The organism is Tepidiphilus olei (assembly GCF_006980705.1).
Lineage (GTDB): Bacteria > Pseudomonadota > Gammaproteobacteria > Burkholderiales > Rhodocyclaceae > Tepidiphilus > Tepidiphilus olei.
Genome location: NZ_SBHO01000002.1, coordinates 194,528 through 210,390, shown reverse-complemented (window position 1 = coordinate 210,390; position 15,863 = coordinate 194,528). Strand labels below are relative to the sequence as shown.

Sequence of the window (15,863 nt, the reverse complement as noted above, 5' to 3'; positions counted from 1 at the left end):
GGGAAAACATGAAATTGAAAATGATGATCGGCGCGCTGGCGCTGGTGGCGACGATGGGGGTGGCGCAGGCGGCCGAACCCATCCTGCTCAAATTCAGCCACGTGGTGGCCGAAGATACCCCCAAGGGCAAGGGAGCGCTGAAATTCAAGGAGCTGGCCGAAAAATACACCGAAGGGAAGGTCAAGGTCGAGGTCTATCCCAACAGTACGCTCTACAAGGACAAGGAAGAACTCGATGCGCTGCAGATGGGGGCGGTGCAGATGCTGGCGCCCTCGTTGGCGAAGTTCGGTCCTTTGGGGGTGCGTCAGTTCGAGGTGTTCGATCTGCCTTACATCTTCGAGGGCTATGAAGACCTGCACAAGGTGACCTACGGCCCCGTGGGCAAGAAACTGTTCGCCGAGCTCGAGCCGAAGGGCATCAAGGGGTTGGCTTACTGGGACAACGGCTTCAAGGTGTTCTCGGCCAACCGGCCGCTGCGCAAACCCGAAGACTTCAAAGGGTTGAAAATGCGCATCCAATCTTCCAAGGTGCTCGAGGCGCAGATGCGTGCCCTCGGCGCCATCCCGCAGGTGATGGCGTTCTCCGAGGTATATCAGGCCCTGCAGACCGGGGTGGTCGATGGGACCGAAAATCCGCCCTCCAATCTCTATACCCAAAAAATGCACGAGGTGCAGAAGTACGTCACCCTGTCGGATCATGGCTACCTCGGCTACGCCGTGATTGTCAACAAGCGCTTCTGGGATGGCTTGCCCGATGAGGTGCGCGCGGCGCTGGAGAAGGCCATGGAGGAGGCCACCGTTTATGCCAATGATATCGCTGCGGAAGAGAATGCCAAGGCGATCGAGGCGGTGAAGGCCGCAGGGACGAGCGAGATCATCACCTTGAGCGCCGAGGAGAAGCTGGCGCTGAAGAAGGCGCTCGTGCCGGTGCATGAGCAGATGAGCGGGCGTATCGGTCGCTCGGTGATCGAAGAGGTCTATCAGGCCACCGGCTTCGATCCCAAATCCTTGCGCTGACGTGGCGGGAACTCAGGGGACGGGGCGAAGAGAGGGGCATCCGCCCGCCCCGTCCGGCGGCAAATCGGGTGGCCCGGTCACGTTGGCCCTGCGTCGCGTGGCCATCGACACCTACCGCGAAAACGTCGCCTATCTGCACCGGGAGTGTTCGGTCGTGCGCGCCGAGGGATTCCAGGCGCTGGCCAAGATCGAAGTAGGGCAGAATGGCGAGCGGCACATCCTCGCCACGCTCAACGTGGTCGATGACGCGAACCTCGTCGGGGTGGCAGAGGTCGGGCTTTCGCTCGAGGCTTTCACCCAGCTGGGCCTGCCCGAAGGGGCGAAGGTGACGGTGGCGCAGGCCGAGCCGCCGGAATCCATGGGGGCGCTGCGGCGCAAGCTCTCCGGCGAGCGTCTGCGTCCGCAGGAGTTTTTGGGCATCGTTCGGGACATCGCCGAACGGCATTATTCCAAGATCGAGCTCACTGCCTTCGTGGTGGCCACGCACCACAACGAGCTCGATCGCGAGGAAGTGTATTTCCTCACCGATGCCATGACCCAGGTCGGCCGGCGGCTCGACTGGCACGAACGCCCCGTGGTCGACAAGCACTGCATCGGCGGCATTCCGGGCAACCGTACTTCCATGCTGGTGGTGCCCATCGTCGCCGCGCACGGGATGCTCTGCCCCAAGACCTCCTCCCGGGCGATCACCTCGCCGGCTGGTACCGCCGACACCATGGAAGTGCTGGCCGAGGTCGAGCTATCCATCGAGAAGATGGAGCGGATCGTGCGCCAGCTCCGCGGCTGCCTCGCCTGGGGCGGGACGGCGAATCTTTCTCCTGCCGACGACGTGCTCATCTCGGTGGAGCGGCCTCTGGCAATCGATGCGCCAGGGCAGATGGTGGCCTCCATCCTCTCGAAGAAAGTGGCAGCGGGCTCGACCCACCTCGTGCTCGACATCCCCTTGGGGCCGACGGCCAAAGTGCGCTCGATGCGTGAGGCGCTGCAGCTGCGCAAGCTCTTCGAATACGTGGCGCACCGGCTGGGCTTGGTGATCGACGTGGTCATCACCGACGGGCGCCAGCCGGTGGGATTCGGCATCGGCCCGGTACTGGAAGCGCGCGACGTGATGCGCGTGTTGGAAAACGACCCGCGCGCGCCCATCGATCTGCGGCAGAAAGCTCTGCGGCTCGCCGGCCGAGTGATCGAATTCGATCCCGACGTGCGCGGCGGGGAGGGATTCTCCATCGCCCGGGACATCCTCGATTCGGGACGCGCCTTGGCCAAGATGCGCGCCATCGTCAAGGCGCAGGGAGAAAAACCGTTCGATCACAATGCGCCGCCGCTTGCGACGCAATGGTTCGAGGTGACGGCGCCCGTCGAGGGAGTCGTCACCGAAATCGACAACTTGCACCTGGCCCAGATCGCTCGGCAGGCAGGGGCGCCAAAGGTCAAGGGTGCTGGCGTGGATCTGTTCAAGAAACTGGGCGATCCCGTTGCCCGAGGCGAGCCGCTCTACCGCGTCTATGCCCAATATCCGGCGGATTTACTGTTCGCGCGGCGCAGCTGTGAGCGGGCCACGGGCTATCGCATCGGGGCCCCGTCAGAGGTGGTCGAGGTCTTCACCGAATTCTGAGGCGTGTTTCATTCTTTGAAGTACACGAGCTGGGTCGAACTCGCCAGCAGTTTTCCTTCGGGACTCCAGATTTCGGCGCGTTGATCGAAAAATCCTTTGCCGTAATGTAATCCCCGCGCGATCCCCAGGACATGGGCGTCACCGACCTGGGCGAGCATGGCTTCGCTGGCATGAAAGTATGTGGTCAAAGTGACCGTGCCGATCGGTACGCGCCGTGGGCGACGGAGGTAGAGGCGGGGAAAGAAGACGTCGCACAGGGAAGCGAGGGCGATGAAGTCTAGCGGTCGGGGCGGCTCGTCGCGTACCCAGAGGAGACTCTCGGAAGGATGGGCGGGGTCGGGATCTTGGCCGATCATGCCGCGTACGAAGCGCATGTCGTAGCGTTGGATCCAGGGCAGAGGGAGCACGTTGGTGTCGAGCGACGCGAGGGCCGAAGCGGGGGGTACCTGGGGAAAAATGACATCGGTCGCTTCCCAGGTATCGCGCTCGAGGGCCGTGACGGCCGTACCAAACACCGGGATCACCTCCCCTTGCCTCATCTCGACCAGCCAGTGTTGGCTGCTACGGTTGGTGCGAATGGGTCGGGCATGCATCTCGAAGGGTCCGTCGGCCACGGGGGCGGCGAAATGCACCGTCTGGGCGACGGGATCGCCTTGGCACTGGGGATGGGCAAGGACGGCCGCAAGTGCGACCGCAGCGGTGATGCCGCCGTAAGGTCCGACCATATTGCGGTAGTCTGGATGGGTCGATCCACGCCAACGGTCTTCGCCGATGGTCTCGAGGGCGATCGCTTCGTCGAAGGGGTGACGTGAAGAGGTTGCGTGCATGATTTTTTTCTCCTGGCGATGAAAAAATTCTATCATGAAGGAGTCAACCCTTGAGCGACGAGGCGATGTTGTTGTTTTTCCCCGAAGAGGAGCTTTTCGCGCGGCGGCTGGCCTCGGCGATCGGTTGCGAACCGGTGCCGATCGAGCGCCACCGTTTCCCCGATGGCGAAATCAAGCTGCGCCTGCCGGAGCGGCTGCCCGACAAGGTCGTGCTGCTGCGCGGCCTCGATCATCCCAATGAAAAGCTCGTCGAGCTGCTGCTCGCCGGGTCGGGGCTGCACGAGGCGGGGGTGCGGCGCATCGTGCTGGCGGCACCGTATTTTCCCTACTTGCGTCAAGACAAGGCGTTTGCTCCCGGAGAAGTGGCGAGCGCCTTCGTGGTGGGACGTTTCGTCGCGTCCTGCGTCGAGGCGCTCGTCACCGTCGATCCGCACCTGCACCGCATCGCCCGCCTCGACGAGGCCGTGCCGGTCTCGCCAGCGCTCGCTCTGTGTGCGGCGCCGCTTTTGGGGGAACTCGCGGCGCGCGAGCGGGGGCGACCGCTCCTCGTCGGCCCCGACGAAGAGTCGCGCGCCTGGGTCGAGGCGGCCGCGCGGGCCGTCGGCCTGGACTACGCCGTGGGGCGGAAGGAGCGGCGCGGCGACCGGGACGTCGAGGTGACCTTGCCCGAGGGGCTGGACGTCCGTGGCCGGGCGGTGGTGGTGCTCGACGATGTGGCGAGCACGGGGCGTACGCTCGCCCAAACCGTGCGAACCCTGCGCGCGGCCGGGGCGGCATCGGTGGACGTGGCGGTGACGCACGCGCTCTTCGTCGAGGATGCGCTCGAGACCGTGCGTGCAGCCGGTGCCCAGGCGATCTGGAGCACCGACACGATCGCGCACCCCACGAACGCGGTGAGCGTGGTGCCGCTGATGGCGCAGGCGATTCTTGCCGCCTTTTAGGCGTTCGCTTCCTGGTGCTTCATCGCCACCAGCAGGCTGCACGGCAGTGTATCGAGCAGCGAGTGCCCCACCGAGCCGTGCCACCAGCGATCGAGGGGGCCACGCCGGCGGTGACCGACGACCACCAGGTCCGCATGCACTTCTTCGGCATACTCCCCGATCACCGGTGCCGCTTCGCCCACTCGGACGACTCCGTCGACTTCCAATCCGGCATTTCTGAAGCGCTCGATGCCTTCTTCCAGGATGTGATTGATGCGGGCGTAGTTTTCGTCGAGGCAGTCTTCCGGAACCACTACTTGGGAATACTTGGCTTCGGGTGGAACCGCCATCACCGCGAGTAGGTGGCAGCGCGCGCCGACGAGGCCGGCGAGATCGATTCCTTCGGACAATGCGGCTTGCCCTTCGGCGCTGCCGTCGTAGGCGAAGACGATGGTACGGTAGGTCATGGCGACCCCTCTGGCTGGCCTGGGTTCAGTGTAATCGGTGCGGCATTGCATGGGCGTTTCAGCGGCGGCCTTTCATCAAATAACCGGGCAACAGGGAGAGCAGGAAGACGATGCCGACGAGGGCGAACCCGTCGCTGTAAGCCATGCTCTGGGCTTTGGCCGCGAGCACCTTGTCGAGAAAGTTCAAGGCGCCGCCCGCCTGATAGGCATGGGAGGGCGGAACGCCGGCGACGGCGTGAATCTGCTCGAGCATCTGGATCACGTAGCGCGTCGTGCCGTTGGCCTCGGTCTGGGTGGCGGTCAGGGCGGCGGAATGGAAAGCGAAACGGATTTCGACGGCCGCCGACAAGAGGCTCACGCCGAAAGCGCCGCCCAGCTGACGCATGAAGTTGATGGTACCCGTGCCTTGCGCGAGCAGCTCCGGCGGCAACGCCGACAGCGCCCCGGCGTTCAAGGCCGGCATCATCACCCCGAGCCCGACGCGTCCCAGCAGCACCATCAGCGCCATGTCCCAGAAGGAGACGTCGACGTCGATTTCATAGAGCAGGAGGTTCGAAATCCCGAAGAGGAAGAGGCCGGCGCACACCAGCCAATAGGCGGGTAAGCGGTCGGTGAGCCGGCCGGCGATAGGGAAAACGAGACCGAGGATGAGTCCGGCGGGCATCAGCAGGAGTCCCGAGCGCGTGGGCGTATAGCCCTGCACGGTCTGCAGGAAGAGCGGAACGAGGTAGGTCGACCCGTACAGCCCGGCCCCGTAGAGGAAGGCGACGAGCGAGGCGGCACTGTAGCGACCGAACGAGAAAACGCGCAGGCTCACCAGAGGTTCGGCGCGACGCGCGAGCCAGGCGACGAAAGCGAGGAAAAAGGCCACGCTCAGCGTTGCCGTACCGACGATGACATCAGAATCCCATCCTTCGCGTTGCCCATTGGCGAGCGCATAGAGGGAAGTGACGAGGAAGGCGGTGAGCAGCACGAAGCCGAAGGCATCGAAACTGCGGCGCTTGACGCCGCTCAGTCGGGTAGGCAGGAAGACGGTGCCCAACAGCATGCCCAGGAAAGAGGTGGGCAGGCCCATGTAGAAGACGTAGCGCCAGTCGTAGTTGTCGATGAGCCAGCCACCCAGCACGGGGCCGATCGCCGGGGCGAGCACCACGCCGATGCCGTAGATGCCCATGGCGGTACCGCGTTCTTCCGGCGGAAAGACGCGGAAGATCATGATCATCGCCAGCGGCTGGATGATGCCGGCCGCGACCCCCTGGGCGACGCGGGCGAAGGTGAGCACGTTCTCGTTGGGAGCGAGTCCGCCGAGCACCGAGGCGGCGGCGAAGAGCGCCATCGAACCGACGAAAGTGGCGCGGATGCCGATCGCGTCGTTGAGCCAGGCGTTGATGAGCATGGAGGCGGTCATCGCCGCGAGGAACCCGGTCGACATCCATTGCGCCTGGTCCTGGCCGATGCCGAAAGCGCCCATGATGTCGGGTAGCGCCACGTTGACGATGGTCGAGGAGAGCACGACCGTGATCGTGCCCATGAGCGTGGTCGTGATGACGAGCCAGCGATAGGCCGACCCAAACCGTTCGAAGAAACCGGAAAGTTCGTCAGTGGCGGACATCGATCGAGATGACGGCCATCATGCCGGGCTTGAGGAGTCCGTCTTCCTGCTTCACGCGGATGCGTACCGGGATGCGCTGGGTGATCTTGGTGAAGTTGCCCGAAGGATTGGGGTTGGGCAAGAGCTGAAAGGCGCTGGTGGCGGCGTTGCCGATGAGCCAGACTTCGCCGTGGAAGACCCGGCCGGGCAGCGCGTCGACCGTCACGTCCACCGCTTGACCGGGGCGCACGTCGGCGATCTTGGTCTCCTTGATGTTGGCTTCCACCCAGACATTGTCGGGATCGTGGATGAGCATCACGCGCTGGCTTGCCGCGACATAATCACCCACGTTGGCGAAAGTGCGGTCGACTACGCCATCGACGGGGGCGGTGAGGATGAGGTCTTCGAGATCGAGCCGGGCGAGGTCGAGTTCGGCGCGTACTTGATCGCGATGCACGTTCGCCTGTTCGAGCTGCCGCTCGAGCGAGCCGAGCAAGGCGTCGGCTTGGGCCTTGGCGAGCCGTGCCTTGGCTGCGTCGAGCTGGGCCCGGGCGCTGGCTTCGTTCTGTGTGGCGATTTTGTAGGCGTTCTCGGCGTGTTCGGCCTGCTGCTCGGGAACGGCGCGCAGTTTTACCAGGGCCGCGTTGCGCCGATAGTCGCTCTCAGCGTTGCTGCGCTCGATCTGTGCCGCCTTGAGCGCCTCTTCGGCCGTCTTCACACCGCTGTCGGCTTCTTGTACGGCGGCTCGGGTCACGGCACGCCGTTCGGCGAGCAGGCTCTCCAAGCGTTCGATTTCCTTTTCGGTGGCAGCCAGCGCCGCTTCTTGCGCGCGGACCTTCAAGTGGGAGGGCTCACGATAGAGCACCGCCAGTACTTGACCTTTGCGGATGAGATCGCCTTCCATCACGGGGCGTTCGACCAGCCAGCCCGCCAAGCGTGGGGCGATGGTGATCATTTCGGCCGCCACGCGAGCGTCGGTCTCTTTGATGTGGGTGAGGCGGTAGTGGACGATGCTGGCGATCCACGCGAGCAGGACGAGCGAGACGAGGATCAACAGCACGCGACGCAGCCGGGGATGCCCGGCAAAGACGGATTTGACGCGGTCAATCATGGAGGTTCTCGAGCTTCTGGCGCAGCTGCGATAGCACCTTGGCGGCGATGGCGACGCACTCCGGCTCGATGCCTTCGAGCAACTGCTCGCGCAGCTCCTGGGCGATCACGGCGACTTCATGCTGCAGCGTCTTGGCCTTGGCTGTTGGGACGACGCGCTTGGCGCGCCGATCGCCGGGGACGTCTTGCCGCTCGATCCAGCCGTTGGCCTGCAGACGATCGAGCAGGCGCACGAGCGTAGAGCCTTCGATGCCGACTTTGCGCGCGAGCACAGTCTGCGTCATGCCTTCGTCGGGCAGCTTGATCAGCACCAGCCATTGCGATTGCGACAGGCCCAGATGGCGCAGACGTCGGTCGAGCTCGGCCCGCCAATAGCGGGCGACTTCGTGCAGCAGAACGCCGAAATTGTTGGTAGTGTTCATCGTAATTATTGGCTAGCTAACAAGGTTCATTATAATGATCGTGATGTCGCAGTGTCAAACCATGCTGCGTCAGCGTCGTGCGCTCACCTTGACATCGCCCGGGGGGCGCGCTATGGTTCGATCCACATGGCGCCGATTTGAGCCTCAGCTTGCGGGCGCCTTACAAATGCAGCTAAAGCGGGATCGCCCGGCGCCCGCATGTCGCTGGGCTTTTTCGTCTACGGGAGCCGCCGCATGAAGCATCCTCGTTCCGTGGGGTTCGTCGAGGCGCAAAAAGCGCATTTCGACGAACCGCTACCACTCAAGGCCGGAAGGGTCCTGCCGCAGTACGACCTGGTCTATGAAACCTACGGGACGCTGAACGCCGCGCGCAGCAACGCCGTGCTCGTGTGCCATGCGCTGTCGGGTTCGCACCACGTCGCCGGGGTCTATCGTGACGACCCGCACAACGTCGGCTGGTGGGACAACCTCGTCGGACCGGGCAAGCCGCTCGACACCGAGAAATTCTTCGTCATCGGGGTGAACAATCTCGGAGGCTGTTTCGGCTCGACCGGGCCGGTGTCGATCAATCCGGCCACCGGCAAACCCTGGGGGGCGGACTTCCCCTTCGTGACGGTGGAGGATTGGGTCAATGCCCAAGCGCGGCTCGCCGATCGGCTGGGTATCGAGCGCTTCGCCGCGGTGATCGGGGGCTCGCTCGGCGGCATGCAGGCGCTCTCCTGGTCGCTGCAGCATCCCGAGCGTGTGCGCCACGTGCTGGCGATCGCCACCGCGCCCAAGCTCTCGGCGCAGAACATCGCCTTCAACGAGGTGGCGCGCCAGGCCATCCTCTCGGACCCTGATTTCCACGGCGGCAACTACTACGAGCACGGCGTGGTGCCCAAGCAGGGATTGAGGCTGGCGCGCATGATCGGGCACATCACCTACCTTTCCGACGACGCCATGGCCGAGAAATTCGGGCGTGCCTTGCGCCATGGGATCACCCGCTATTCGTACGACACCGAATTCGAAATCGAATCTTATCTACGCTATCAAGGGGACAAGTTCGCCCGGTTCTTCGATGCGAACACCTATTTGCTCACCACGCGGGCGCTGGACTACTACGATCCGGCGGCCGACTACGGCGGCGATCTGGCGGCGGCCCTCGCGCGTGCCGAGGCGGCTTTCCTCGTGGTGGCGTTTACCACCGACTGGCGCTTCTCGCCAGCGCGTAGCCGCGAGATCGTCTCGGCCCTGGTGCACTCGGGAAAAGACGTGTGCTACGCCGAGATCGACAGCAAGGCCGGGCACGATTCCTTCCTGCTGGAGCATCCGCGCTACCATGCGGTGCTGCGCGCTTATTTCAATCGGATCGAGGTGTGACCATGGCGACTTCCGACCGCGAAACCGTGCACCGTGCGCCGACGCTGCGCCCCGACCTGTTGGCGCTCACCGAATGGATCGCGCCGGGCGAGCGCGTGCTCGACCTGGGCTGCGGCGACGGGGTGCTGCTGCGCCATCTCATCGACACCAAGGGGGTGGTCGGCTATGGCATCGAGAACGATCCGGCCCGCATCGTCGCCTGCATCGAGCGCGGCATCAACGTCATCCAGAGCGACCTCGACGAGGGGCTCGCCGACCTGCAGGACGGGCATTTCGACCACGTCATCATGAGCCAGGCGCTGCAGGCCATGCACAATACCCAAGGCATCTTGCGGGAGATGTTGCGTGTGGGGCGCGAAGCGATCGTGAGCTTCCCCAACTTCGCGTTTTGGAAACACCGCAAGAGCATCCTCGAGGGACGCATGCCCGTGTCGGAGAGCCTGCCGCATCAGTGGTTCAATACGCCCAATGTGCGTTTCTTCACCGTGGCCGATTTCACCACCTTGTGCAGCTTGCTCGACATCGAAGTGCGCGAATGGCGCGGCTTCGACGATCAGGGGCGGCCGGTGCAGGAAGATCTGAATTTTCTTGCCGCCCTGGCGATTGCCCGCATCGGCCGCGCCGCACCTTGAGCGGGTGCATCACCCCACGGTGAAGTTCTCGACGTCGATGCGCGAGACAGGGCGATCAAGCAGGCGCGCCACGACCTGCGCGAAGGTCTGGGCCCATTCGCCCCCCTCGGCAAAGCGTGCTTCACCCGCGCATTTGGCGAGGTTGAGAATCAGGTCGACCACGAGCACCTTGCCCATCGGGTTGGGTTGATCGCACTCGAGCGCTTCCATCTCACGCACCAGCCATTCTTTGGCGACGTTGCGATCGAGCGCTTCGACGGCCTCCGAATTGGTGTAGAACTCGTATTCGCGACCGGGCCCGAAGACTACTTTGACGACGTGGGACATGGAAACTTCTCCTGTTTCGATGATGAATGGATAAGTCGTTTTCGTGTACATTCTGGATCGTGTTGCATTGTAGTCTATGGCGCAGCCGAAGGGCGTAGGGGGCAACCAATTCCTGCCCCGCGCCAGAAAGCGCGGCTCAGAGGGTTTCGGCGATGGTTGGTGGGCGCCATTTGAGGAGACGGCGTTCGGTCAGCGTCACGAGTGCATCGAGCAGCAATGCGAAGGCCGTCAGCACGAGGATGCCGGCAAAGACCGAGTTGATGTCGAAAGTGCCTTCGGCTTGCAGGATCAGATAACCCACACCCTTGGCCGATCCCAAGTATTCTCCCACTACCGCGCCGACGAAAGCCATGCCCACCGAGGTATGAAGCGAAGAGAAAACCCACGCGGTGGCCGACGGCAGGTAAATGTGACGCAATAGCTGACGGCGGTTGGCGCCGAGCATGCGGGCGTTGGCGAGGATCACCGGACTTACTTCGCGGATGCCTTGATAGACGTTGAAAAACACGATGAAGAAGACGAGCGTCACTCCAAGCGCCACTTTCGAGGCGATGCCCAGGCCGAACCAGACCGAGAAGATCGGCGCGAGGATCACACGCGGCATGGCGTTGGCCGCTTTGATATAGGGATCGGCGAGGGCCGAGGCCACGGGGGCAAGCGCGAGCCATAGCCCGATGGCCACGCCGAGCACCGTGCCTAGGACGAAGGCGAGCAAGGTCTCCAAGAGCGTCACGCCCAAGTGGGGCCAGATGCTGCCGCTGGCGAACCACTGAACGATGCGCTGCAGTACCACGAGCGGTTCGCCGAAGAAGAAGGGCGAGAGGATGTGCGTGGCGGTGAGCCCCCACCAGGCGGCAAAGACGAAGAGTGCGAGCGCCACCTGCCAGGGCCAGAGTTTAGGTGGTCGTTTGGACATAACCCTTGAGAACCTCGTCGCGCAAGACGGCCCAGATGCGTTCATGGATGCCGAGAAATTCAGGGGTGAGGCGAATCTCGGCCACGTCGCGGGGACGCGCGAGATCGATAGGAAATTCTCCGATGGGATGCGTATCGGGACCGGCCGAGAGCACGACGACGCGATCCGAGAGGGCGATCGCCTCCTCCAGGTCGTGGGTAATGAAAAGCACGCTGCGGCGCTCGGCTTGCCACAGCGCGAGCAGCTCGTTTTCCATGAGTTGCCGCGTCTGTACGTCGAGCGCCGAGAAGGGTTCGTCCATCAGCAGGATATCGGGTTCGACGATGAGCGTCTGCGCCATGGCGACGCGCTTTTTCATTCCCCCAGAGAGTTGATGCGGATAGCGCTCGGCCGCGTGCGCGAGCCCCACTTTGGCGAGCCAGTAGCGGCCGCGTTCGTTTGCTTCGGTTCGCGGCACACCGCGCAGTTCCAAGCCGAACGTGACGTTGTCGAGGGCGGTGCGCCAGGGCAACAGGGCATCGGTCTGAAACATGTAGCCGGCGCGGCGGTTGATGCCGATGAGCGGCTGCCCGAAGACGCGTACCGTTCCCGCGGACGGCGCAAGCAGCCCGGCGGCAAGGTTGAGCAGCGTACTCTTGCCGCAGCCGGTGGGTCCGACGACCGAGACGAATTCACCCACTTCGACGCTCAAGGAGGTATGGGCGATCGCCCGCCATGGGGCGCCGCCGCGTTCGCGCGCCGGAAAAACGACGCTCACCTGATCGAATTCGATGGCAGCAGTCATCTCGGACGCTCAAGGGATCTTCTTCAGCGCGGCGTCGACGAAACGGTTGGTGAAGGTGCGTTCGAGATCCAGCTTGCCGGCTTGCTGGACGGCCGGGTCGAAGGTGGCGAGCACTTTATGGACGTTTTGCGCCGCAGCGAGCGTCATGCGCCCGTCCGGCGAGAAAGAGGCATAGTTCTTCGCCAGCGCCTGGCGATAGAGGGCTTCATTCCCGCCGTAATACTCTTTTGGCATAATGTCGGCGATCTGGTCGGGCGTGGCCTGCTGGATCCAGCGCAGCGCACGCACCATGGCATTGACCACGGCCTGCACCGTCTGTGGGTTCTGCTCGATGAAGGCTTCGGTGGTGTAGATGACGGCTGCGGCGTAATCGTCACCATAGAGGGCGCGTTGATCGCTTTCCTTGCGGGTGTCGTATACGACGGTGACGTCGCCGGCAGTTTCGAGTTGGGTGGTGACCGGGTCGAGGGAAGCGACGGCATCGACGTTGCCGCTGCGCACGGCAGCGACCGCGCTGCTGCCCGTGCCGACCCCGATGGCCGCGGCGGCATCGGGGGGCAGTCCTTCACGGGCAAGCAGGGCTTTCAGGAAAATATGGGTGGAGGAACCGGGCGCGGACACGCCAACCTTCATGCCTTGCAGATCTTTCATCGAGCGGAAATTTGCGGCCTTGTCTTTGCGGATGCCCAGGGCGATACCAGCGTAGCGGCCTTGCACGACGACAGAACGGATGAACTGGTTCTTCGCCTGTAGGGCGATGGTGTGTTCGTAGGCGCCGGAGACGAAGTCGGCCGAACCGCCAATCAGGGATTGCAAGGCCTTGCTGCCGCCGGGGAAATCGGTGATGGTGACGTCGAGCCCTTCATCCTTGAAGTAGCCCTGGCGCTCGGCCACGGAGAGCGGAAGATAGTAGAAGAGGGGCTTGCCGCCGACGGCGATGGTCAGTTTGGATTTTTCCGGAGGAGCGGCGTGAAGCGGTACCGTGGCCAAAGCAAGCCATGTCACCAAGGCGAAAAAAATTCTGGCCACGATGTGGCGCAGGCGAAGGGGTTCGTGCATGGATGTCTCCTCCGTGATGTTTTGATGGCGAATGGTTATGCTACTTTGGGCGCCCTGCTGGAAACTGCCATGGCAGTATGTTCCTGCGCTCACTCTAGGGAAACGCTGAATATTTGGTTGCGCGGGCGAATCGCTGCGTTGCGCGGTACTCGCTCCCTCGCCTATCCACTCGATATGTCTCGGTCGCTGCGCACCAAACGCCTTGCGCTTCATCCCGCTCGCTCATTTCTTCAGCGTCTCCCTAGCTTACTGCGCGCAAGGGGATCAGATGGGCGTGGTGTGTGAAATGTAATACATCACCGGGTGGGATGCCAATACCTCAGGCCGCCGAGGGGCGTAGTGATCGCTCGGCTTGGGTTCAGGTGCGCTGGAGTCCCCTCTGGGCGTCGAGGTCGCGCTGTAGGCGAACGACTTCAGGCACGCGACGGATCGCGCGCATGATGCGGGCGAGGTGGATGCGGTCGGCGACTTGGAGGGTGAAGGAGATGGCGAGATATAGTCCCTGATGGGCTTCCATCTGTACGGCGAGGATGTGCCCGTGCTCGGCGGCGATGGCGGCGGTGATGCGCGCGAGCATGCCGACGGCGTCGCGGGCGAGCACGCGTAGGCCCACTTCGAAGCGGGTGGTTTCGGGGCGGTTGGGGTCCCAGTCGACGTCGATCCAGCGCCGCTCGCCACCCTGGCGGCGCAGGCGGGGGCAGTCGTGGCGATGGATCTCCAGCCCTTGCCCTTTGCTGAGGAGGCCGACGATGGGGTCGCCGGGCAGGGGATGGCAGCAGCGGGCGAAAACGACGGCTTGGCCCTCGTCGCCGCGGATGAGCACGGGGCCGGAGGCACGGGGTTTGAGCACGCCGGGACGGCCGGATTCGAGGTCTTGCGCGTGGGTGAGCTCTTCGGCGATCTGCGCCGGGTTGATGCGCCCGAGGCCGATGTCTTCGAGGAGTTGTTTCTTACTGCGGCCGGTGTGCTGGCGCAGGAGCCGGTCCCAGGCGAAGACGCTGATTTGTCCGAGCGTGAGGCCGTGCGGGCGCAGTGCCTGGTCGAGCATGCGTTCGCCGAGCGAGACGGCTTGCTCGTTTTTCTGGTGGCGCAGGAAATGGCGGATCTCGGCGCGGGCCTTGGCGGTACGTACGTAGTTGAGCCAGGCGGGGTTGGGACTGGGATAGGAGGATGTGATGATCTCGACCCGGTCGCCGTTGTCGAGCTCGGTGCGCAGCGGCATGAGCTCGCCGTTGATGCGGCAGGCGATGCAGCGGTGGCCGACGTCGGTGTGGATGGCGTAGGCGAAATCGACGGGGGTGGCGCCGCGTGGCAGGGCGAAGATCTCGCCGCGCGGGGAAAAGACGAAGACTTCGTCGGGATACAGGTCTATTTTGAAGCTTTCGAGGAAGTCGCGCGCTTCGGGGTCGTTCGATTGCAGTTGCACGAGCGATTGCAGCCAGGCGTGGGTCTGGCGTTCGAAGGCGTCGACGCGCTCGCCGGCATCCTTGTAGATCCAGTGGGCGGCCACGCCGTCTTCGGCGAGCCGGTGCTGGATCTGGGTGCGTACTTGAATTTCGACGGGAATGCCTTGCGGGCCGATGACGGTGGTGTGCAGCGACTGGTAGCCGTTGGGCTTGGGCAGCGCGAGATAGTCCTTGAATTTGCCGGGCACCGGCTTGAAGGCGGCGTGCAGCGCGCCGATGGCGAGGTAGCAGCTTTTTTCGTCGGGCACGACGATGCGAAAGCCGAAGAGGTCGAGCACCTGCTCGAAACGCAGGTGCTTGGTGCGCATCTTCTGGTAGATGGAGTAGAGATGTTTGCGTCGGCTGCTGATCTGGGCCTGGATCCCCCAGACGACGAGTTGGCGTTCGATGAGCGCGCGGATTTTGTCGAGGAGTTCGTCGCGTGCCCCGAGCGCGGCTTCGACGGCGTGCGCGAGTACGGCATGGCGCCAAGGGTGGCGGTGCTGGAAGGCGAGATCCTGGAGTTCGCGGTAGAGCGTGTTGAGCCCGAGCCGGTTGGCGATGGGCGCGTAGATTTCGAGGGTTTCCTGGGCGATGCGGCGGCGCTTGGCGGGGGCGACGGCGCCCAGCGTGCGCATGTTGTGCGTGCGGTCGGCCAGCTTGATGAGGATGACGCGCAGGTCGCGCGCCATGGCGAGCAGCATCTTGCGGAAATTTTCCGCTTGGTTGTCTTCGAGGCTCTGGCTCTCGAGCTGCTCGATCTTGGTGAGGCCATCGACGAGCTCGGCCGCCACGGGGCCGAAGTGGTGCGCGAGCTCGCTCTTGCGGATATGGGCGTCTTCCATCACGTCGTGCAGCAGCGCGGCGATGATGGCGGAGGCGTCGAGCTTCCAGTCGGCGACGATGGAGGCGACGGCGATGGGATGGGTGACGTAGGGCTCGCCGCTCGCGCGCTTCTGGCCTTGGTGCGACCAGGCGGCGAAGCGGGCGGCGGCGTCGATGCGCTCGACTTCGGCGGGGGGGAGGTAGCCGAGGAGCTTGTCGCGCAGGGCGCCGTAGCTTTCAGGGATCTCGACGTCGACGAACGGCGCTTCCGCCGAGGGGGCTGCAGTGGGCTGGCAGGCGGTCTCGGCGGTGGGCATGGCGGTCAGTTCTGGGCGCGTTCGAGGATGTCGCGGCCGACCTTGCCGGCGGCGATCTCGCGCAGCGCGATGACGGTGGGCTTGTCCCGCTCGCGCCCCCGGTCCAGGGCGATGAGGGGCTCGGCGCCGATGGAGAGCTGGCGCGCGCGGGCGGCGGCGGCGAGCGTCATCTCGAAGCGGTTGGGGATGTTTTTGAGGCAATCTTCGACGGTGATGCGGGCCATGGGG

The 15,863-nt window shown here is 64.1% G+C and carries 16 protein-coding genes; 5 read left to right on the top strand and 11 right to left on the bottom strand.

Going from position 1 to position 15,863, the window contains the following annotated elements; translation table 11 throughout:
* Nucleotides 1–8: 8 nt before the first annotated feature.
* Both EPD80_RS04105 and EPD80_RS04100 read left to right on the top strand, forming a co-directional pair.
* Complete coding sequence (locus EPD80_RS04105; RefSeq protein ID WP_142803981.1) at nt 9–1,016, top strand: TRAP transporter substrate-binding protein; 1,008 nt, start codon at nt 9–11, stop codon at nt 1,014–1,016.
* A gap of 82 nt (nt 1,017–1,098) precedes the next feature.
* Nucleotides 1,099–2,631 carry a thymidine phosphorylase family protein gene (locus EPD80_RS04100; RefSeq protein ID WP_142809639.1) on the top strand — a complete coding sequence of 511 codons (1,533 nt, stop codon included), beginning with the start codon at nt 1,099–1,101 and terminating at the stop codon, nt 2,629–2,631.
* Between the two features lie 8 nt (nt 2,632–2,639).
* On the opposite strand, the gene EPD80_RS04095 is transcribed toward EPD80_RS04100, so the two are convergent.
* A complete protein-coding gene (locus EPD80_RS04095; protein ID WP_142809637.1) occupies nt 2,640–3,458 on the bottom strand; it encodes an acyl-CoA thioesterase in 819 nt (272 codons plus the stop codon).
* 65 nt (nt 3,459–3,523) lie between these two features.
* Here EPD80_RS04095 and EPD80_RS04090 point away from each other — a divergent pair, with 65 nt between their 5' ends.
* Nucleotides 3,524–4,399, top strand: coding sequence for a ribose-phosphate diphosphokinase (locus tag EPD80_RS04090; protein WP_142809871.1), 876 nt, complete (start codon nt 3,524–3,526; stop codon nt 4,397–4,399).
* Here the strand turns inward: EPD80_RS04090 and EPD80_RS04085 are convergent.
* From EPD80_RS04085 to EPD80_RS04070, 4 genes are read right to left on the bottom strand one after another with little or no spacing between them, the layout of a single operon-like run.
* Complete coding sequence (locus tag EPD80_RS04085; protein ID WP_169115431.1) at nt 4,396–4,845, bottom strand: universal stress protein; 450 nt, start codon at nt 4,843–4,845, stop codon at nt 4,396–4,398. The genes EPD80_RS04090 and EPD80_RS04085 overlap by 4 nt on opposite strands.
* Before the next feature lie 58 nt (nt 4,846–4,903).
* Entirely contained in the window at nt 4,904–6,457 is a 1,554-nt protein-coding gene (locus EPD80_RS04080) for a DHA2 family efflux MFS transporter permease subunit (protein WP_142809636.1), read from the bottom strand.
* Entirely contained in the window at nt 6,444–7,547 is a 1,104-nt protein-coding gene (locus tag EPD80_RS04075; RefSeq protein WP_142809634.1) for an HlyD family secretion protein, read from the bottom strand. Before EPD80_RS04075 ends, EPD80_RS04080 begins: the two co-directional genes overlap by 14 nt.
* The gene (locus EPD80_RS04070) at nt 7,540–7,968 is read right to left on the bottom strand and encodes a MarR family winged helix-turn-helix transcriptional regulator (RefSeq protein ID WP_142803975.1); all 429 of its coding nucleotides are present in this window, start codon (nt 7,966–7,968) and stop codon (nt 7,540–7,542) included. Before EPD80_RS04070 ends, EPD80_RS04075 begins: the two co-directional genes overlap by 8 nt.
* Before the next feature lie 234 nt (nt 7,969–8,202).
* On the opposite strand from EPD80_RS04070, the gene metX reads away from it, so the two are divergent.
* Both metX and metW read left to right on the top strand, forming a co-directional pair.
* Complete coding sequence (gene metX, locus EPD80_RS04065) at nt 8,203–9,330, top strand: homoserine O-succinyltransferase MetX (RefSeq protein ID WP_142809632.1); 1,128 nt, start codon at nt 8,203–8,205, stop codon at nt 9,328–9,330.
* Between the two features lie 2 nt (nt 9,331–9,332).
* Nucleotides 9,333–9,962 carry a methionine biosynthesis protein MetW gene (metW, locus tag EPD80_RS04060; protein ID WP_142809630.1) on the top strand — a complete coding sequence of 210 codons (630 nt, stop codon included), beginning with the start codon at nt 9,333–9,335 and terminating at the stop codon, nt 9,960–9,962.
* A gap of 9 nt (nt 9,963–9,971) precedes the next feature.
* Here the strand turns inward: metW and EPD80_RS04055 are convergent, their stop codons facing one another.
* From EPD80_RS04055 to rpoZ, 6 genes are all read right to left on the bottom strand, one after another.
* On the bottom strand, nt 9,972–10,289 hold the full coding sequence (locus tag EPD80_RS04055) for a hypothetical protein (RefSeq protein ID WP_142803972.1): 318 nt from the start codon (nt 10,287–10,289) through the stop codon (nt 9,972–9,974).
* A 136-nt stretch (nt 10,290–10,425) separates the two neighbouring features.
* Nucleotides 10,426–11,205, bottom strand: coding sequence for an ABC transporter permease (locus EPD80_RS04050; protein WP_142809628.1), 780 nt, complete (start codon nt 11,203–11,205; stop codon nt 10,426–10,428).
* A complete protein-coding gene (locus EPD80_RS04045; RefSeq protein ID WP_142809626.1) occupies nt 11,186–11,989 on the bottom strand; it encodes an ABC transporter ATP-binding protein in 804 nt (267 codons plus the stop codon). The genes EPD80_RS04050 and EPD80_RS04045 overlap by 20 nt, the downstream gene beginning before the upstream one ends.
* A 9-nt stretch (nt 11,990–11,998) precedes the next feature.
* Complete coding sequence (locus tag EPD80_RS04040; RefSeq protein WP_142809624.1) at nt 11,999–13,048, bottom strand: ABC transporter substrate-binding protein; 1,050 nt, start codon at nt 13,046–13,048, stop codon at nt 11,999–12,001.
* Nucleotides 13,049–13,406: 358 nt separating this feature from the next.
* Nucleotides 13,407–15,635 carry a RelA/SpoT family protein gene (locus tag EPD80_RS04035; protein WP_142809622.1) on the bottom strand — a complete coding sequence of 743 codons (2,229 nt, stop codon included), beginning with the start codon at nt 15,633–15,635 and terminating at the stop codon, nt 13,407–13,409.
* A 5-nt stretch (nt 15,636–15,640) separates the two neighbouring features.
* Nucleotides 15,641–15,859: a DNA-directed RNA polymerase subunit omega gene (gene rpoZ / locus EPD80_RS04030; protein ID WP_142809620.1), complete on the bottom strand. Its 219-nt coding sequence runs from the start codon at nt 15,857–15,859 to the stop codon at nt 15,641–15,643.
* Between the last annotated feature and the right edge of the window lie 4 nt (nt 15,860–15,863).